The 19,410-nt window shown below is 58.7% G+C and carries 16 protein-coding genes; 6 read left to right on the plus strand and 10 right to left on the minus strand.

Annotated features, from left to right (window positions below):
- Positions 1-13: 13 nt before the first annotated feature.
- From ACQUWM_RS10695 to ACQUWM_RS10705, 3 genes are read right to left on the minus strand one after another with little or no spacing between them, the layout of a single operon-like run.
- Positions 14-1,375 (minus strand): N-acetylmuramoyl-L-alanine amidase, encoded by a 1,362-nt coding sequence (locus ACQUWM_RS10695; RefSeq protein ID WP_428922138.1) that lies wholly within the window; start codon positions 1,373-1,375, stop codon positions 14-16.
- A 5-nt stretch (positions 1,376-1,380) separates the two neighbouring features.
- Positions 1,381-1,911, minus strand: a complete 531-nt coding sequence (gene tsaE / locus ACQUWM_RS10700) for a tRNA (adenosine(37)-N6)-threonylcarbamoyltransferase complex ATPase subunit type 1 TsaE (RefSeq protein ID WP_428922139.1) — start codon at positions 1,909-1,911, stop codon at positions 1,381-1,383.
- Positions 1,911-3,479, minus strand: coding sequence for an NAD(P)H-hydrate dehydratase (locus ACQUWM_RS10705; RefSeq protein WP_428922140.1), 1,569 nt, complete (start codon positions 3,477-3,479; stop codon positions 1,911-1,913). The genes tsaE and ACQUWM_RS10705 overlap by 1 nt, the downstream gene beginning before the upstream one ends.
- A gap of 131 nt (positions 3,480-3,610) precedes the next feature.
- On the opposite strand from ACQUWM_RS10705, the gene queG reads away from it, so the two are divergent.
- Positions 3,611-4,675, plus strand: a complete 1,065-nt coding sequence (gene queG, locus ACQUWM_RS10710; protein WP_428922141.1) for a tRNA epoxyqueuosine(34) reductase QueG — start codon at positions 3,611-3,613, stop codon at positions 4,673-4,675.
- Here queG and orn read toward each other — a convergent pair.
- A complete protein-coding gene (orn, locus tag ACQUWM_RS10715) occupies positions 4,670-5,212 on the minus strand; it encodes an oligoribonuclease (protein ID WP_428922142.1) in 543 nt (180 codons plus the stop codon). The genes queG and orn overlap by 6 nt on opposite strands.
- Before the next feature lie 260 nt (positions 5,213-5,472).
- Here orn and rsgA point away from each other — a divergent pair, with 260 nt between their 5' ends.
- Positions 5,473-6,528, plus strand: coding sequence for a small ribosomal subunit biogenesis GTPase RsgA (rsgA, locus tag ACQUWM_RS10720; RefSeq protein WP_406999174.1), 1,056 nt, complete (start codon positions 5,473-5,475; stop codon positions 6,526-6,528).
- Positions 6,529-6,542: 14 nt separating this feature from the next.
- On the opposite strand, the gene motB is transcribed toward rsgA, so the two are convergent.
- Together motB and motA are read right to left on the minus strand one after the other, a co-directional pair.
- On the minus strand, positions 6,543-7,502 hold the full coding sequence (gene motB / locus ACQUWM_RS10725; RefSeq protein WP_428922143.1) for a flagellar motor protein MotB: 960 nt from the start codon (positions 7,500-7,502) through the stop codon (positions 6,543-6,545).
- Between the two features lie 29 nt (positions 7,503-7,531).
- Entirely contained in the window at positions 7,532-8,383 is an 852-nt protein-coding gene (gene motA, locus ACQUWM_RS10730) for a flagellar motor stator protein MotA (RefSeq protein WP_406999178.1), read from the minus strand.
- A 176-nt stretch (positions 8,384-8,559) separates the two neighbouring features.
- Here motA and asd point away from each other — a divergent pair, with 176 nt between their 5' ends.
- Positions 8,560-9,417, plus strand: a complete 858-nt coding sequence (gene asd, locus ACQUWM_RS10735) for an archaetidylserine decarboxylase (RefSeq protein WP_428922144.1) — start codon at positions 8,560-8,562, stop codon at positions 9,415-9,417.
- Positions 9,418-9,458: 41 nt separating this feature from the next.
- On the opposite strand, the gene epmA is transcribed toward asd, so the two are convergent.
- Positions 9,459-10,433 (minus strand): EF-P lysine aminoacylase EpmA, encoded by a 975-nt coding sequence (gene epmA / locus ACQUWM_RS10740; RefSeq protein ID WP_428922145.1) that lies wholly within the window; start codon positions 10,431-10,433, stop codon positions 9,459-9,461.
- An 11-nt stretch (positions 10,434-10,444) separates the two neighbouring features.
- Complete coding sequence (gene efp / locus ACQUWM_RS10745) at positions 10,445-11,020, minus strand: elongation factor P (RefSeq protein ID WP_406988829.1); 576 nt, start codon at positions 11,018-11,020, stop codon at positions 10,445-10,447.
- A gap of 45 nt (positions 11,021-11,065) precedes the next feature.
- Here efp and epmB point away from each other — a divergent pair, with 45 nt between their 5' ends.
- The 3 genes from epmB (at position 11,066) to ACQUWM_RS10760 (ending at position 16,172) form a co-directional block, all read left to right on the plus strand.
- Positions 11,066-12,106, plus strand: coding sequence for an EF-P beta-lysylation protein EpmB (epmB, locus tag ACQUWM_RS10750; RefSeq protein ID WP_428922146.1), 1,041 nt, complete (start codon positions 11,066-11,068; stop codon positions 12,104-12,106).
- A 112-nt stretch (positions 12,107-12,218) separates the two neighbouring features.
- A complete protein-coding gene (locus ACQUWM_RS10755; RefSeq protein WP_428922147.1) occupies positions 12,219-14,024 on the plus strand; it encodes a GTPase in 1,806 nt (601 codons plus the stop codon).
- 63 nt (positions 14,025-14,087) lie between these two features.
- Positions 14,088-16,172, plus strand: a complete 2,085-nt coding sequence (locus ACQUWM_RS10760; RefSeq protein WP_428922148.1) for an EAL domain-containing protein — start codon at positions 14,088-14,090, stop codon at positions 16,170-16,172.
- 13 nt (positions 16,173-16,185) lie between these two features.
- Here the strand turns inward: ACQUWM_RS10760 and ACQUWM_RS10765 are convergent, their stop codons facing one another.
- Both ACQUWM_RS10765 and ACQUWM_RS10770 read right to left on the minus strand, forming a co-directional pair.
- Positions 16,186-17,538 (minus strand): sigma-54-dependent transcriptional regulator, encoded by a 1,353-nt coding sequence (locus tag ACQUWM_RS10765; RefSeq protein WP_428922149.1) that lies wholly within the window; start codon positions 17,536-17,538, stop codon positions 16,186-16,188.
- Entirely contained in the window at positions 17,535-19,355 is a 1,821-nt protein-coding gene (locus ACQUWM_RS10770) for a sensor histidine kinase (RefSeq protein ID WP_428922150.1), read from the minus strand. Before ACQUWM_RS10770 ends, ACQUWM_RS10765 begins: the two co-directional genes overlap by 4 nt.
- Positions 19,356-19,410 lie beyond the last annotated feature (55 nt).

Here is a 19,410-nt window from a genome sequence, read left to right on the forward strand (position 1 = left end):
GAAAACCTCTTGTTCAGGATGCGGGAATACGAATGGTTTGCCCTACCATAACACGGTCGTCGTTCAGGCCGTTAAAACGCATCAGTTCACTGACCGTCGTCTGGTTCTCCCGCGCCAGCCCCGAGAGGGTGTCCCCGCGACGAATCCGGTACTGGCTGACGGAATTACCACCCTGACGACTGGCCTTCCGGGCCGCCAGCAACGTCCCCGGAGGGGGCGTGTCGGAGAAGTACTCATAAATCCCGTCAAACACTGCGCTGGCCAGCTTGCGCTGATAGGCGGAGCTGGAAAGGTTCCTCTCCTCCTGCGGATTGGAAATGAAACCCGCTTCCACCAGCAATGACGGTATGTCCGGCGACTTGAGCACCACAAAGGCCGCCTGCTCGACGCCACGCTTGTGCAATTTGGTGATATTGCCAAGCTTGCCGAGGATCGAACTGCCAATGCCCAGGCTGGAGTTGATACTGGCGGTCATCGACAGGTCCAGCAGAACGCCCGCCAGCATCTCATCACGACCGTTCAGTGACACGCCGCCCGCGCCACCGATGAGATCCGAGCGGTTTTCACTCTGGGCGAGCCAGCGGGCGGATTCACTGGTTGCTCCACGCTCAGACAACGCAAACACTGAGGCGCCTCTGGGCTGCGGTGTCCGGAACGCATCGGCATGCACCGACACGAACAGATCCGCATTATGCTTCCTCGCCAGCAACGTCCGGCTGCGAAGATCGATATAGTAATCGCCGGTGCGTGTCAGTTTTGCAGTAAATCCGGGCTTCTCATCAATAAGCTTCTGCAGGGTTTTCGCCATGGAGAGCACGACGTCTTTCTCACGGGTACCCCGGGGGCCGATAGCACCGGGGTCCTCGCCGCCGTGACCGGCATCAATAACCACAATGACATCCCGCTTCCCATTGGCGTTTTCTGTCACCGTTGGCTTGACGTCCTTTTGCACTTTCAACCCGCCTTCATCAATCAGATCAACCACCAGACGATGGCCGTATTGCTGGTTGGGCTCCAGTTGAAAACTGCGCGGTTTGATATCACTTTTGAGGTCCAGCACCACCCTCAGGTCGTTGCCATTCCGTGGCGCGCTGCGAATTTTACGGATAGGGCTGTCGGTCAGATCCAGCTTCGAAAAATCGGCTTGCAGGCTGACATTCTTCATGTCGATGACCAACCGCGACGGGCCAGACAGGGAAAATACGTTATGCTCCACTTTGCCTGCAGTATCCAGAACCAGTCGGGTGTGATCCGGCGCTGGCCAGATACGCACACCTTCCACTTCCTTACCCGCCCAGACACTCATTGGAAAAGCCAGCAGCAAGGCCAGCATACCTAACGCCAGAGACGTGCCTGATGTTCTGATGATACTCATACGACTCACCTGTTCTTGTCCTGACCCGCAACTGCACCGGGTCGAATTCCGCCAGCATCCTGTAACTTTGCCAACAGCGACTCACCGTTTTGTGTTCCGGGCATCAGGCACGCTGAACGACCCGTGCCCTCCCGGCTGAGAGTGATCACCAGATCCGGTCGCGGCAATACGCCCTGCCCCCGTTCCGGCCACTCAATCAGGCAAAAGTTGTCACCCTCGAAGTAATCCCGGATCCCCATATACTCCAGTTCTTCCGGATCACCCAGCCGGTAGAGATCAAAATGATAAGCGGCCGGGTGAAGATGCTCATAGGGCTCCACCAGGGTATAGGTCGGACTTTTGACGGCCCCTTCGTGACCAAGCCCCCTCATGACACCCCGGCTCAGCGTGGTCTTACCCATACCCAGGTTGCCTTCCAGAAAAACGGTCACTCCGCCTCCGGCCCCTGATACCACCTGTGCCAGCTGGCTCCCCAACGCTTCCGTAGCGGCTTCGTCAGCCAGGAAGACCCGGAGCCCCGGTTGATCAGACTGCATCACGTTTTCGACTCCAGCATTTCCAGACCGCCGTTATTTCGCTCTGCCTCTGCCAATACCTGCGGCAGGGCTTCAATCACATCACCAGGCAGCAATCCCATAAAGCCCTGCCTCTCTGAGGCCAGGTTGGCAGCAGCCAAATGCAGGCACGCGCCCATGGTGGTCGCCAGGGATGGATTGCCAAGCTGCCCGTACAAGGCGCCGATGATACCCGAAAGTACATCGCCCATGCCTCCCGTCGCCATCCCCGGATTACTCCCGGCAATCACCCCGGGCAGGACCTCCGCGGATGCAATCACGGTGCCCGCGCCCTTGAGCAACACTGTGCCGCCAAACACCTCACGCAATCGGGTAACGGCCTTGATCCTGTCCATTTCGATCTCTGCCACCTGGCAGTCCAGTAACCGTGCCGCTTCACCGGGATGAGGAGTCAAAACATGGTCATCATCCTTGAGTGCAACCCGGGAGGCCATCAGATTCAGCGCATCGGCATCCAGTACCCTGGGCTTGCCACTGGCCACCACCTGCTGCAGCATCTGCTGCCCCCAGGGGCCCTGACCGATCCCTGGGCCACACACAATGACATCCGCGGCATCCAGCAGTGCGGGTAACTCAGACCCGTGGATCAGCCCCTGGACCATAATCGACGGGCAACGCGCCAATGCCGGCGCAACGTACTCGGGCCGCGTAGCCAGCGTCACCAGCCCCGCGCCAGCGCGGGACGCCGCCTCGGCGGCAAGGATACCCGCGCCGCCAAACCCCCGGTCACCGGCCACCACCAGCACATGACCAAAACGCCCCTTGTGGGCCGTAACCGGCCTGCGCGGCACCAATGCCCCCATGGCGTCCCAGTCAACCCTGCGCGCCAGGGGGAGCTGCCCACTGTCTTCAAGCCACTGCTCTGTGGCCAGAGATTCGAAACAGATCTCGCCACAGGCTTCCGGACCATGACCGGTAAACAGCCCCGCCTTCAGGCCAATGAAAGTGACGGTCATTTCCGCGCGCACCACATCCCCGGCTGCGGCACCGGTTGTGGCATTCAGTCCCGACGGCAAATCCACGGCCACAACCGGGGCGACGGCGTCCTCACAGCGACGAATCATATCCGCGAACGGTTCCCGGGGAGCGCCCGCGACACCGGTCCCCAGCATGGCATCGACAATCACGGTCGCCGAAGCAAAACGGGCATCCAGCTCTTCCGCGGCACTGTTTCCACAGTCGATGATGTCTACGCCGTCCTTTTTTGCTTTCTGCCAGGCCAGACGGGCATCACCGGACAACTTTTCAACCGGCGCCACGGCAATACAGCTCACATCCAGGCCATGACGACGGACAGCAGCTGCCACCAGATAACCGTCTCCACCGTTGTTTCCGGCGCCACAAAGTACCAGCACCCTGCCCGGCTCGGGCCACCGCTTCACCAGGCGGCGGAACACTGAGGCTGCAGCTGCCTGCATCAGATCGAAACCATCAACCCCTTGATGATCAATCACATACCGATCGATCTCCCGCACGGCATCCGCGGAATACAGGTCTTCTGGTAGACTGTGCAAATCAGACAGGGGCATGCACCCGCGCTCCAGCTAAAGAAATCAGTTTAAGAAAATTGGCCAGATACCTGTAAAGCATAGCAAAACAGAGAAAAAGGTCATAACTTAATCAGATTAAAATTCCGTACGCTCATCCTGCTTGCCTGACCATGACCGCGAAACCGACCGAAGCCATTGAAAACCTGCCCGATTCCATCCGCACCTGGGCGAAGGAGCTGGGCTTCAGCGATGCGGGCATCACCTTGCCGGATACCGGTGTCCATGGTGAGCGCCTCAGGAGCTGGCTGGCAAAAGGCTACCACGGCGAGATGGCCTACATGGGCGATCATGGCGACAAGCGCTATACGCCAACGTCCCTGGTGCCCGGAACCCTGCGGGTGATCTCTGTACGAATGGATTACCTGGCGTCACCGGACAGCCCGAAAGAAGCGCTTACTAACCGGGAAAAAGCCTACGTCACCCGCTACGCCCTGGGTCGGGACTACCACAAACTGATGCGAAAGCGCCTGGCCACCCTCGCCAAACGCATTGACGAAGCGGTCAGCGGCTACGATTACCGCGCGTTCGTGGACAGCGCACCGGTACTGGAAAGAGCCCTTGCCCAGCGTGCGGGCCTGGGCTGGATTGGCAAGAACAACATGGTGATTCACCCCAAAGCTGGTTCGTTTTTCTTCCTGGGCGAAATCTTCACCAGTGCCCCGCTGCCGGTGGACGAGCCATTTGAAACCGACCATTGCGGCAGCTGCAGCGCTTGCCTGGAGCTGTGCCCGACCGACGCCTTCAAGGGCCCGCACCTGCTGGATGCCCGCCGCTGCATCAGCTACCTGACCATCGAACTCAAGGGCAGCATCCCGGAAGAACTACGCTCGTTGATGGGCAACCGGGTGTTCGGCTGCGACGACTGCCAACTGGTCTGCCCCTGGAACAAGTTCAGCAAGCCCACACAGGAACCCGATTTCCAGCCCCGCCATGGCCTGAACAACAGCGAACTGGCGGAATTGTTTATGTGGACGGAAGAACAGTTCCTGAAGCGAACAGAGGGCTCGGCGATACGCCGTACCGGTTACGAAGGCTGGCTACGCAACCTGGCGGTAGGCCTGGGTAACGCGCCCTCCACCATCCCGGTAATCGAGGCCCTCAAGAAACGCGCGGACCACCCATCAGACATGGTGCGGGAACACGTCCAATGGGCACTGAAGCAACACGGCCTATAACTTGAAAAAGGTTTCCCGGTAGTGACGCAGTTCGTTGATGGAATCACGAATGTCGTCAAGAGCCAGGTGGCTGCCCTTTTTCTTCACGCCCGCCAGCACATCCGGCCGCCAGCGCCGCGCCAGCTCCTTGATGGTGCTGACATCCAGGTTCCGGTAATGGAAAAAGCCTTCCAGTTCCGGCATGTATTTCACCAGAAAGCGCCGATCCTGGCCGATGCTATTACCGCACAACGGCGACTTACCGGGCTCCACATGCTGTTTCAGAAACTCGATGGTTTCCTGCTCCGCTTCCCGCTCAGACACCTTGCTGTCTTTCACCCGCTGGGTGAGACCGTTCTCACCATGGGTTTTGGTGCACCATTCATCCATGGCATCGAGCAGGCTATCTGACTGATGGATGGCAATCACAGGACCTTCGGCAACCACGTTCAGTTCCGAGTCGGTGACGATGGTCGCCATTTCGATGATCCGTTCTTTCTCAGGATCCAGACCGGTCATCTCCAGGTCGATCCATACCAGGTTATTCACGTCCGCCATACGTTATTCCTCGAAACTGTCGGTTTGGTGCAGGGTGCTGGTGGGTGCCACGCTCCGGGACTGTCGGAGGCCATGGATGGCCGGAGATCAAGCGCACAGGGATGTGCTTGTAGCGTGTCCCGGAGCGTGGCACCCGCCAGTGCCCGTAAATTCAGATAAATTCTCAGAGGTTGATGCCAATCGTGCGGGCTGCGATCCTCCGGTTAGCGTATGATGTCACAGCAAATACCACCCTTCATCAAGAATCCAGAAATTACTTCATGGCAAAACGGCGACTGAACAAACAGCAGCAATGGCGCATCAAGAAAATCCAGGCGGAACGGACGGCGCGGGTTTCCCGTAAGGAGAAAGCCATTGAGGAGCTGACCGAAGCCGGCGAGCTGGGTGCAGAACAACAGGGGCTGATCATTGCCCACTACGGTCAGCAGCTGGATGTGGAAGCGCTGGAAGGCGAACACCAGGGTCAGGTGGTGCGCTGCTTTGTGCGCGCCAACATCGACAGCCTGGTGACCGGCGACAAAGTTATCTGGCGACCGGGCAAGAGCGAAACCGGTGTCATTGTCGCCCGCTGTGATCGCACCAATCTGCTGCAACGCCCGGACAACTTCGGGGCGTTGAAGCCGGTGGCGGCGAATATCGATCATATTATTCTGGTGATCGCGTCGGAGCCGGAACCCCATGACAACCTGATTGACCGGTATCTGGTGGCAGCCGAAAGCACCGACATTCCTGTGGTTATCCTGCTGAACAAGACTGACCTGCTGACCGATCAGAATCGACAGGGTGTTGATGAATTGTTGGGTCGCTACGAAGCGCTGGGTTACCAGGTGGTGCGCACTTCCGCCACGGCTTCCGGCAGTACGCCGTCACCGCAGGTGGAAGATCTGGTCAGGAACCAGACCAGCGTGTTTGTGGGCCAGTCTGGTGTAGGCAAGTCATCGATTATCCAGACTTTGCTACCGGAGGAATCGCTGAGGGTCGGGGCACTGTCGGAGAGTACTGGCAAGGGCACCCATACCACCACTACCGCCAAGCTGTTCCACCTTGCCATCGGAGGGGATCTGATTGATTCTCCGGGCATCCGGGAATTCGGGCTGTGGCATATGACGCCCCAGGAAATCGAATACGGATTCCGGGAAATCCGCGACCTGATCGGCCACTGCCGTTTTCGCAACTGCCGTCATCTGGGGGATCCCGGTTGCGCCATTGATGCAGCTGCTGAGGAAGGACGCATCAGCTATCCGCGACTGAAGAGTTTCCATCGCATCCTCAAGGACATGGCGGAGCAGCAGTCGCGAGGCCTCAAGCTCGACTGAGCAAGGCCGGGCAGTTACCAGTTGAGCTCGCCCTCGGCGGGCTCTTCCTGCTCTCGCATCCAGTCGCCCTGCTCCAGGTTTTCCATTGCCTCTTCCTGCTCCGCCTCTGTCGGTCGGGTCAGATCAATCAACGGTTCATCACTGCGCCCAGCATTGCTCTGGATACCTGCTGCGGCTTTCTTGTTGAGGACGATGATCGATATGCGGCGATTCACCGGCGCCGTGGCGTCATCTTTGTCGAAAAGGACCGAGTCACTCAGGCCGACGACCCTGGCAATCTGGCGGGCGCCTACACCGCCGGCAACCAACGCCCGACGTGCGGTATTGGCGCGATCGGCGGACAGCTCCCAGTTGGTATAGCCCGGACGTCCGTTGAAGGGCGTGGCATCGGTATGACCGGTGATGCTCAGTTTGTTACTCACCGCACCCAACGGTTTGGCCAGTTCAAACAGAATATCCTGGGAATAGTACTTCAGCTCCGCCCGGCCACTGTCGAACATCGGGCGCTGGGAACGATCCACGATCTGGATCCGCAGCCCTTCACTGGTAATATCGATCAGCAACTGGTCCTTGAACTCCTGCAGCGTCTCGCTCTCCTCGATGCGCTCCTGGAGTTCCTGGAACAGCTCTTCCATTTGTCGCTGTTCAAGGGTTTCCGCCAGCTCTTCCACCACCTGGTCTTCGATCTGGATATCACTCCTTTCGATATCCCGGGTACTCTCATTAACGACCGAAGCACTGCCTTCCAGGTCGACCGGGTTCGGTGAGCCACCCTCGGTAAAACCAACCGGGTCCTTGAAGTAACCTTCTACCGCCCGTTTTTGCTCGGGAGAGGCGGTGGCCGTTAGCCATAACACGAGGAAAAACGCCATCATCGCAGTCGCAAAGTCTGCGAAGGCAACTTTCCAGGAACCACCATGGTGGCCGCCCGCTACCTTTTTCTTGCGTTTTACGATGATCGGTTGTTCTTCCACAAACCTGCTCCAACAGCCCCTGAATAACCTTACTTCGACCGGACGTGGTCGTTAAGCTCCTGAAACTCGGGGCGCTTGTCCGTTGGCAGCGCCTTGCGGCCAAATTCGATGGCCATCTGCGGTGCCTGGCCGGAAACCGTTGCCACCACCGAGGCCTTTACGCACTCATAGGCCTTCAGCTCGTACTTGGCGGCGTGCTCCAGGGCGATGGAGGTGGGGCCAACAAAGCCGTAACCCATCCAGATGCCAAGGAAGGTGCCCACCAGCGCGGCGGCCACACTCAGGCCGATTTTTTCGGGGCCTTCGGTGAGGAAATTCATGGTAATAACAATACCGAGCACCGCAGCAACAATCCCCAGCCCGGGCAACGCATCGGCAATCTTGTTCAACGCGTGGGCCGGCTCTTCCAGTTCGTGCTGACGGCTGTCGATCTCGTTTTCCATCATGCCTTCGAGTTCGTGGGTCGCCATGTTGCCGGAACTGATGATGCGCAAGTAATCGGTGATGAACGCCAGCAATTGCTTCGACTTCATAATGGCCGGGTAGCGGGAGAAAATCTGGCTGGATTCGGGATTATCGATGTCTTCCTCGATGGCCATCACCCCCTGCTTCCGTGACTTGTCAAAGATGTCATACAGCAGGCTCAACAGGTCGACGTAGAACGCCTTGTTGTATGGCGAACCGGTCAACAGCCGCATTATCCCCTGAAACACTTCTTTCACAGTGTGCATCGGGTTGGCGATGACAAAGGAGCCGACCGCCGCGCCACCAATGATCAATACCTCGGTGGGCTGCCACAGCACCATCAGGTTACCGCCGTGCAGGACATACCCGCCGAGAACACTCGCAATTACAATGACCGCACCGATAATGAGCAACATGGGAAGAAAAAACGCCTTATGTAATAGTTATCGGAAATTTGTGTTCGCAACCGCACTGCCAGAACAGAGGTGATAATAGCAAGGGCCGATGCGAACCGCGAAGCTGTGAAACAATTTCTATACACGCCGCCGTATTTGGTAAACTTCGCGCCTTCGAGCGCAAAGGATCCCGTTTAATGTTCAACAAGTTCTTCGTTTTGAGCCAGTACATAACTCCCCAGTTGGCTATTTCCAGGCTGGCAGGTCGTTTGGCGGACAATGACCGCACCCCGGCGCTCAAGAACCGCGTTGTTCGCTGGTTTATCGGCCGCTATGGCGTAAACATGAGCGAAGCAGTGGAATCGGACCCGGAAGCCTATCCAAGCTTTAACGCCTTTTTCACCCGCGCCCTGAAGCCCGGGTTACGCCCGGTCGACAGCCGGGACTCCGCGCTGGTCAGCCCGGTGGATGGCGCCATCAGCCAGCTCGGACACGTCACCGGTGACCGCGTATTTCAGGCCAAAGGCCAGTCTTTCAGCCTGACGGAATTGCTCGGAGGCGATGAACAACGGGCGGCAGACTTCGCGGAAGGTGAATTCGCCACCATCTACCTAGCCCCCAAGGACTACCACCGGATACACATGCCCCTGGCGGGCAAGCTGCGGGAAATGGTGTACGTCCCAGGCAAGCTGTTTTCCGTTAACCCGGTCACCGCCGAGAACGTGCCTAACCTGTTTGCCCGGAACGAGCGCGTTGCCTGCATTTTCGATACCGACGCGGGCCCGATGGCGATGGTGCTGGTGGGGGCCATGATTGTTGGCAGCGTTGAAACCATCTGGGGCGGCGTTGTCGCGCCCGGCACCGGCCAGGTTACGTCCACCCGTTACGACGATGGCCAGACGGACATCCGCTTTGAAAAAGGCGAGGAGATGGGCCGTTTCCGCCTGGGATCCACGGTTGTGCTGGTGATGCCGAAAGGTTCAGTAGCATGGAATAAGGACGAAGTTCCCGGAAAAACAGTCAGGGTGGGGCAAGCCTTCGGCACCCTGGCCTGAAGGAGCGGCCATTCAGCGCCCCTGCGAGCGGTCAGGGGCGCTCAGGCACGTTCGGATGGGAAGGCAAGCACATCAGCAATATCACTGGTTCCCAGCTTCAGCATAAGCAATCGGTCGAGCCCCAGGGCGACGCCGGCACACTCGGGGATCCCCGCCTCCATGGCATGCAGCAGGGCTGAATCCACTGCCATTTCAGGCTTTCCGGACTGACGCCGGATCCGGTTGTCGGCCGCAAATCGCCTGCTCTGTTCGGCCGGATCGGTCAGCTCCCAGTAGCCATTACACAACTCGACGCCCTGGACATACAGCTCAAAGCGGTGGGCCTGCCGGACCCCATCGCGCTCGCTGACCCTGGCCAGCGCCGCCTGAGATTCGGGATAGCCATTGATGAATACCGGTCCGTAGTCCGCCAGGGCCGGCTCCACCAGATAGCTCATCATCAGATCGAGGCAACCATCACGCCCCAGAGCCATCGCCTGTTCCGACTCCAGCCATTGCTCGCAGCAACCCGCCAACTCCCGGTCAGACGCCAGGAAAGGGTCCAGACCGGCAAACCGGCGAAAGGCTTCACCATAATCCATCACCTCCGGCGGCTTGCACCCCAGCCAGCCGGCCACCAGGTCACTGACTTCCGCCATCAGGTCACCGTCGGTAAACCCGGGACGGTACCACTCCAGCATGGAAAACTCCGGATTATGACGGCGCCCACGCTCCCCGTCCCTGAACACTCTGGAAACCTGAAAAATGGGGCCAGAACCGGCTGCCAGCAGGCGCTTCATGTGATATTCCGGGGAGGTCTGAAGCCAGCCACCGGCAACACCGCCGGCCACGGCCGTGGTATTGGCGGAAATACCGTCCAGATTGGGATCCGTTACTCCATAACGACCCAGTACCGGTGTTTCCACTTCCAGCACCCCCCTTTGCGCAAAAAAGCCGCGCACCCAGGCTAGCTGGTCTGCGCGGCTTTTCAGGGCGCTTAGTGAAGCCGAAGGCTGCCACTCGAACGCTCGGCTCATAACAATGGCCTTCAGCTGCTTTTGACGCGGCTGACGTACTCGCCGGAGCGGGTATCCACTTTCAGCACTTCACCAATGGTGATGAACAACGGCACGTTGACCACGGCGCCGGTAGACAGGGTAGCCGGTTTGGACCCACCCTGGGCGGTATCGCCTTTCATGCCGGGATCGGTGTCTACCACTTCCAGCTCGACAAAGTTAGGAGGCGAAACGGAGAGAGGTGCGCCGTTGTAAAGGGTGACCGTGTACACATCCTGCTCTTTCAGCCACTTCACAGTATCGCCTACGGCCTTGGCATCGGCAGGATACTGTTCAAAGGAACCGTCGGTGAGCATGAAGTGCCAGAATTCGCCGTCGGTGTACAGATACTCCATGTCCTGATCCATGACATCAGCCGACTCCAGGCTTTCGCCGGATTTGAACGTGCGCTCCCACACCCGGTTGCTCATCAGGTTACGGAGTTTTACCCGGTTAAAGGCCTGGCCTTTACCCGGCTTTACGAATTCGTTCTCAAGAATCACGCAGGGGTCGCCATCCAGCAAAACCTTAAGACCGCCGCGAAATTCGTTGGTAGAATATGAAGCCATGAAATGTTCACCCGAAAAGATGCGATTAAAAATTCAAGGGTCGCTATGATACAGCGAACCCCCACCCGTATAGAAGCCCGCCTGGCCGATAACGACTCCCGCAGCTGGCAACAGCTGCTGTCGGAGTCCGTGACCACGCCGGAACAGCTGCTCCGGCGCCTGGATCTGGACCCCGGGCAATGGCTGGCCGGCGCCGAGCGCGGCCACCGGCTGTTCCCCGTCAGAGTGCCGGAACCCTACCTGAACAGGATGGCACGGGGAAATCCCCGGGATCCGCTGCTACGCCAGGTACTGCCGCTGGCGATGGAAGACGAGCCCGCTGACGGTTATGTATCCGATCCGCTGCAGGAGTCCGACGCGCAAGAAACCACCGGGCTGATCCGCAAGTACCGCAGCAGGGCCCTGCTGATGGTGACCGGCCAGTGCGCCATTAACTGCCGTTACTGTTTCCGTCGGCATTTCCCCTATGATGAACATCGTATGTCAGCGGCCGACCGGGACCATGTCATTGACACGCTGGCGCGAGACTCGCAACTCAACGAAGTCATTTTCAGTGGCGGTGATCCTCTGGCCGTCAATGACCGGCTGCTGTCGGCCTGGGCGGAGGCGATCAGCACCATACCCCACATCCGGCGGTTACGGATCCATACCCGGTTACCGGTGGTGATTCCGCAGCGGGTATGTGACTCACTGCTGTCCTGGCTGTCAAAGACCCGCCTGCAAACGGTCATGGTTCTTCACGTAAACCACCCGGCGGAGCTGGACAGCCAGACCCGTCAGGCCCTTGGTCACCTGCGGTCGGCGGGCGTCACGCTGCTCAACCAGAGCGTCATTCTCAGGGGCGTCAACGACAGCGCGGACACCCTGGCAGAACTCAGCGAACGGCTTTTTGATTCAGGCGTGCTACCCTACTACCTTCACGCTTTTGATCCCGTGGCTGGCGCCCATCATTTTGATGTCAGTGACGAGCAGGCAAGAGAGATTGTGCGCACCCTGCTGGCGACACTGCCTGGTTTCCTGGTGCCCAGACTGGTGCGTGAGATTCCGGGCAAAGCGGGAAAAACGCCGATTGACCTGTTCGCGTGATCTGTTTGGCAAAGTTGGCCTGAATTCACTTGTGAAAGTTTGTCAACTCGTGAATTTCTCGCTTTTTGTTAAGCCTTTGCTATTTTACAGTTCAAAAAAACGGCTCTAACTAATGGAAGGCATCATCCTGAAACCCAATCTCCGCGTTCCCGAGCAAAAAACGGCGAGCCTCTCGTTCTGCGAGACGTCCCCGAAAGCTTTCCGGGACTGGGTGAACCAGTTGCCGATGGCCAATATTGGTGAAGCTTCGCGTCAGCTTTACCACGCCATCATCGAACTGAACCACCTTTTCATTGCACCTCAGCAGCGCTTGCAGTTCCTTGAAATGATCCGCCCGAAAATTCATTTCGTGTGCACGGAACTGTCACGCCACTATCTCGGGCTGTCTGTTGCACTGCCCGAAAAACAACGCAAGATCGCGAACCTGTCCCAGGCCCTGCAATTACACTCCGCCAGCGGTTACAAACTGTGCGTACTGGAGTTCCTGGACAACGGAAGCCTGGACAAGAATCGCAAAGCGGTTGCCACGTCGGTTCACCGCGCAATATCCGAACTGTCTGCCACCATCGTGCGCGCCCACCAGCTATACTGCCCGAGCCCTGCACACAGCTGGCTGGAATGCCATCGCCTGTTCCGTTTCGCCTATCGCAACAGGCTTGCTGGCATCAGCATTGACGATGACACCCTGAGTCATCGCCACAACAGCACCGTTGAGGATTGCTATAAGCGCATCCTTCTGCTCGGGTGTGCACGCCCAAACCAGCTGCGACAGAATGAGTTGCAGCACACATACGAACTGTTCGAAACCTGGACCCGGCACGTCGTCTGCGATCCTCACCCCGGCGAGGAAAGTCTGTTCGCGGTCAACATGGAGAAGGATACGCCTCCGGTCTATCGCAGCCTTCTGGAGCACGGCCCCGATGGGGACACCTTTGGGTTCGACACCCGCGAGTTATCGCGAATGCTGTCAGAAACATTAGGCGCGAGAGGGTCCCGCGGTCAGGGCAACAATGACCTCCAGCTTCCCCCCAGAGTCAATGAAACACTGCTGCAGCATCTGAGCCAGGCGCTGGGCATCCTCGCCAAACGCAACTTCAATCGCATCTCCAGCCAGGGCAAGCTGGAGGTCTGCGTCGGGCTGACTGCCGCGCATTACTTTGTCTCGGGCGAAAAACCGTTTAACGAGTTCATCAAGGGCAATGACAACGGCCAGCACGATGAGGAAAACCTGTTCATCCGCTCTGCCCGCCAAAAACAGGATGTCTGGGCCAGCGCCCACGATGCCGGCCCCGTGGACGATGTCCCCCGCTCGGCGGACACCCCCATCAACTACCGTGGCGCTTCCGCCAGGGCACCGCTGGCGGAAACCGGCAAGAATCGGCCTCAATCCCACCAGGCGCTGCTGGTCAATGCCAGTCCCGGCGGATATTGCATTGCCTGGGAAAGCAACGTTCCCCCTGCCCTGCAAACCGGTGAGGTTCTCGGGGTACGGGAACATTCCAGCCATCCCTGGAGCATTGCGGTGGTCCGCTGGATTCGCCAGGTCAAGCACAAAGGCACCCAGATCGGTATTGAACTACTGGCGCCCAGCGCCGCTCCCTGCGGTGTCCGGCTCATCCAGAAAGTGGGAGCCAGCAGTGAATACCTGCGGGGACTGCTGCTGCCGGAAATCAGTGTCGTCAATCAGGCCGCAACGCTGATCATTCCCAGGCTGCCGTTCCAGTCCGGCAGCCGTATCACACTGCTCCACGACGGCCGTGAAGACCCTGGCCAGCTGTCGCGGAAACTGTCTGCCACCGGCAGCATCAGTCAGTTTGAGCTCAAACTCCAGAATTCCGAGGCTCTCAGCGTCGGCACTCCCACTCCCACGTCGGGCACCAATGAGGATGAATTTGACTCTCTGTGGCCCTCCCTGTAGCTTCAGCATCGGTGCCGACCACGGGGGAGGCAATGCCCATGCGTATCACGAGACGTCTGACGAATGCAGAAAAAGAACGCCACCGTACACCTTCTGATTCTTGATCCCTCACAGAACGATGCTGAATCTCTGGTCAGCCTGCTGAGGAACTCCGGAAAAGCCACCAGGGCTCACCGCATCACCTCCGAGGAAGACCTCGAAGAAGCCCTTAAAAATGGCAACTGGGACCTGTTACTGGCCCGGGATATCGAACAGGAATTCGGCGCTGACGACGCACTGGCGATGATTCGTCGTATGGACAAGGATATTCCGTTTATCCTGTTAAGCGGCGAGTATGACCGGGACCGGACCGTATCAGTCATGCGTGCGGGCGCTCAGGACACTGTACCGTTTCAGTATACCGATCAACTGGTTCTCGTGGTGAACCGGGAACTGGCAGCCCTGGATGATCGTAGACGCCGTCGCGTCCTGGAGTCACATCTGCGGGAAGCCGAACAGCGGTGCCAGTTATTGCTGGAGAGCTCAAAGGATGCCATCGCCTATATCAACGATGGCATGCACATCTACGCCAACCAGTCCTATATGGAATTTCTCGGCTACGACGACATCGACGAGCTGATCTGCATCCCCGTGCTCGACACCCTGACCCCCGAAAGCCAGGACCGGTACAAGGAATTCATGAAATCTTTCGCCGAGAGCGGTAAAGATGGCATGACCATGACCTGCGTCGCCCGTCGCAGCGATGACAACGAGCTCAACGTGGTCATGTCGGTGTCAGCCGCCACATACGATGGCGAAGCCTGCACCCAGATCGTATTGCAGCCAGAACACAGTGACGCTGAGCTTGAGGAGAAACTGCGTCAGATCAGCAGCCAGGATCTGCTGACCGGACTCTATAACCGGCAATACCTGATGGACGCACTCGGTCAGGCGGTTGCCAACGCCGGCAAGAACAACGAAACCGGCGCCCTGGCCTACATTGCCCTGGATAATTTCATGAGCCTGAAGAGCCAGGTTGGTATTGCGGGCGCTGACCTGCTACTGGGCGACCTTGCCAACATGCTCCGCGAACACGCTCCCGAGAAGGCAACTCTGGCCCGTATGAGCGACGATGCCTTCTGTTTCCTGTGTCAACCCGGCGATGAAAAAGCACTGGCAAACCAATGTGAAGCACTGTGCAAAACCATCGAAGACCACCTGTTCGACATCAACGGCCGCACCGTCCAGCTGACGCTCAGCATTGGCGTGGCAGCGATCACCGAGAATTCGCCGAAAGCGCCGGACGTTCTTGGCCGGGCCCACACGGCCTCTGCCGAGCTCAGGAAAAAGGAGGGCCACGCCCACGGCAACGGTGTATTGGTATACAACCCGGCTGATTACGAGGCCCTTGATGACAACAACTCGGCGGAAGCCATCCAGAAAGCCCTGGACGAAAACCGCTTCCGTCTGCTGTTCCAGCCCATCATCAACCTCCGGGGTGATGGCGAAGAACACTACGAAGCCTTTGTACGGATGCTGGACAAGGACGGCGAGGAAGTCTCCCCGTATGGTTTCCTGCCACCGGTCGGCCCTACCGACATGTCCATCAAGATTGACCGATGGGTCATCCTGCAGACCATCAAGCAACTGGCCAGTCATCGCTCCCGGGGTCATGATACCCGTCTGTTCCTGAACATCACGGCGGAAACCCTGGAAGACAAGACCTTCACCTCCTGGCTGAGCGTTGCCCTCAAGGCCGCCAGGCTGCCGGGCGACTCGCTGATTTTCCAGATTCGCGAAGGGGACGCCAACAATTACATGAAACAGGCCAAGGAATTCTCCAGGGCCATTCATGAACTGCACTGCAAGATTTCCATTTGCCAGTTCGGCTGCGCCCTCAATCCGTTCAATACACTGAAGCACATCAATGTGGATTACGTGAAAATTGACGGCTCCTTCACCGAGGAAATCCAGAAAAGCGATGAAGCCAAGGAAAAGGTCAAGGAAATGGTCAAGAGCCTGCAAAGCTCCGGCAAACTGACGATTATTCCACTGGTGGAAAATGCCGGGGTGCTGGCAACGCTCTGGCAGGCCGGAGTGAACTACATCCAGGGCTACTACCTGCAGGCGCCGGTGCCTGAAATGAACTATGACTTCGGGGATCACTGATCCCCGTCGAGGGTTACTCCCTGAACTCGGTCTTGTCCAGACCGTGTTTCTTCATCTTGTCGTAGAGGGTTTTCCTGGCTATCCCGAGTAGCTCCATCGTGCCCTTGATGCTGCCCTGACAGGCGTTCAGGGCACTGGCAATGACCGAGCGCTCGAATCCATCCACCATCTCCGCCAGGCTCTGCTGACCCGCCACATCGGGTGCCAGCCCCTCGTCACTGCCCGCCAGGGCAACCGGTCCCATCAGCACGTAACGTTCAGCCAGATTCCTCAGCTCACGGACATTCCCCGGCCACTCATACTGCATCAGCCGGGCGGCCTGGGCAGCGCTGAGAGGAATGCTCTCACGGTCATGGCGGGCAGCAGCCACCAGCGCAAAGTGATGAAACAGCACGGGAATGTCTTCCTTGCGCTCCCTTAGTGGCGGTATGTCCACCTGGACCACATTGAGGCGATAATACAGATCCGCGCGAAAATCGCCGCCATCGCTCAGTTTTTTCAGGTCTTCCTTGGTGGCGGCGATCACCCGCACGTCCACATCCATCGGCTTATTGCTGCCCAGGCGCTCGACCTTGCGATCCTCCAGTACCCGCAACAGCTTGACCTGCAGGGCCACCGGCATGCTCTCCACTTCATCCAGGAACAAGGTGCCCTTGTGAGCATACTCGAACTTGCCGATCCGGGCCTTGTCGGCCCCGGTGAATGCGCCCGCCTCGTGGCCGAACAGCTCACTTTCGATAAGATTCTCGGGGACCGCGCCGCAGTTGATGGCGACGAATTTTTCCTGGCTGCGGGGGCTGTTTTCGTGGATGAAGCGGGCAATGGCGTCCTTGCCGGCCCCGGTCTCGCCCTTCAGTAACAGGTTGGCGGAGGTCGCCAGCACTGGCTCAACCCTGGCCAGAACGCCGCGCATGGCGGCAGACTCACCAAGCAGTCTTGGTCCAGGGCTCGCAAGGTGTCGCAACTGGGCTTTCAGGCGGCGGTTTTCCAGGGCCAACTGGCGCTTCTCCTGGGCATGGCGCAGCAGTTCAATCAGCTCATCATGGTCAAACGGCTTTTCAATAAAGTCATAAGCCCCCTGCTGCATGGCATTGACCGCCGTGCTGATATCCCCCTGCCCGGTCAGGATGATCACCGGGATGGCCTCATCCCGTTGGCGGACCGCCTCAAGTACCGCCAGCCCGTCCATGTCTGGCATGTTGTAATCACACAGCACCACGCCGTCAAAGTCAGTGTCGATATCAGCCAGCCCCGATTCCCCATCGGCAAAGCACGCCACGGTCATGTCGGCAAGGGCCAGAGTCTGGGCCATCACCTGCCGGATATCGGGATCGTCATCGATAAACACCACTGCTGGCCTGGTCATTCCAATGCCTCTCGCTTGTCCACTGTCAGGATGAATTCCGCACCCTGGCCGTCCTCCCGGTTCTGTCCGATCAGGCGACCGCCCAGGGCCTCCATGATCTGGCGGGAAATGGACAGCCCCAGCCCCAGTCCCTGCTTCATGGATTTGGTGGTAAAAAACGGTTCAAAAATCTGCTCCGAGTTGCCGGGAAGCCCCGGTCCGTTATCCCGGACCCGGCATTGCCAATCCCCTCCACCATCCTCTATATCAATCCGGATGAGCGGGGCGGACGCGCCTTCCACTGCATGAAGGGCGTTGGTCAGCAGGTTCACCATCACCTGCTCGATGCGAATCAGGTCACCGTGACATAATACCGGGGAGTCGGGACGCTGCCACTCCACACTGACCCCATCACTGGTTTCCTGTGCCCGGACAATCTTGAGCGCGGCGTCCACCGCCTGCCTAAGATCAATACTGGCGGGACGCCCTTCGGATTTTCGGGCAAACACCTTGAACTGCCGGGTGAGCTCCGCCATTTTGCCACACAGAGTCTGAATTTCCGTCAGGTTGGCGTTGACGGTCTCGGTATCGCCGCGCTCCAGGAACCGCTGGCTGTTACGCGCATAGGACTGAATCGCCGTCAGTGGCTGGTTCATTTCATGATTCAGTCCAGCCGACATCTGCCCCAGAACGGCAAGCTTGGCCGCCTGGATCAGCTCCTGCTGGATCTCCCTCAGCTCCTTTTCGGCCTCTTCCCGCTGGTGGATCTCCCTGATCAGCTTTTGATTGGATGCCTCAAGGTCGGCCGTGCGTTCCGCGACGCGCCGTTCCAGCTGGATGCCTCGCTGGGCCAGTTCCTTCTCCCTTCGGTAGCGCTCCTTGAGGTAAAGCCACGTCAGCACGACGCCCAGATACAACACAAGCCCCATTGCCAGGAAACGCAACTGGCTCCAGAGTACCTGACGCGTCCCCAACATGACCTCCAGCCCCCAGTCCAGTTCCGGCAGGGGCGTGTAGACACTAAGGTATTCCCGCCAGCCATTACCATCGCGAATGCGCACCCGCTGGGACTGCTCGGACACCCCGAACGGGGACCCGAGGTACTCGATAGCCATTGGGTTCAGCGGTTGCCCGGGGTACCGACTCTTTACCCTCGCCATATCCGCCTTGCCAACGTGGTCCTGGGGCATAAAATTGCGATAGAGCCATTCCGGCCTGCTGGAGAGGAAGCTGAACCCACTGCTGTCCAACACCACCATTTCCGCATCGGCAAAGGCTGCCGGTCGCTGCCATTGGGACTCCAGCTCGGTCACCGGGACTTTCGCCGCAACCACACCCAGCACTTCCCCTGTTCTGGACTGGATTGGGTAGGAAAAATACAGACCGCGAACGTCGGAGGTAGAACCAAGGGCAAAGTACAGGGCCGCCGCACCACTGTTAACCGCCTGGTAAAAGTAGGGGCGATAATCGAAGTTGCGGCCAATGAAGCTGTCCGCCCGATCGTAGTTGCTGGCGGCGATGGTGAGGCCGTCGCGATCCATCAGATACACGTCCGAACTACCAACGATCTCCGCCATCCGCTTCATCCGGCGGTTGGCGCTGGCGATCCGGCCGGGATCGCCGGGGCTATCCAGGGCTTCCCGCAATGCCGGATGTTCAGCCATCAGCCCCGGGATGGGGCGATAGCGCTTCAGCTCCCGGTCCACCAGCTGACTGTAGCGGAAGGCCTCCTTGAGACTTTCCCGCTCCAGCAACTGGTAACCAGACCAGGTTCCCAGTTGCCAGGACAGGATGGCAACGACCAGGAACAATCCAGCCAGCCAGTATCGTGCAGTCATCAATCAGGTAAACCCGGTTGCTCGATCATGGCTGACATTATGCAGGTCGCTCGCG

Source organism: Marinobacter sp. DUT-3, from assembly GCF_050379435.1.
GTDB lineage: Bacteria > Pseudomonadota > Gammaproteobacteria > Pseudomonadales > Oleiphilaceae > Marinobacter.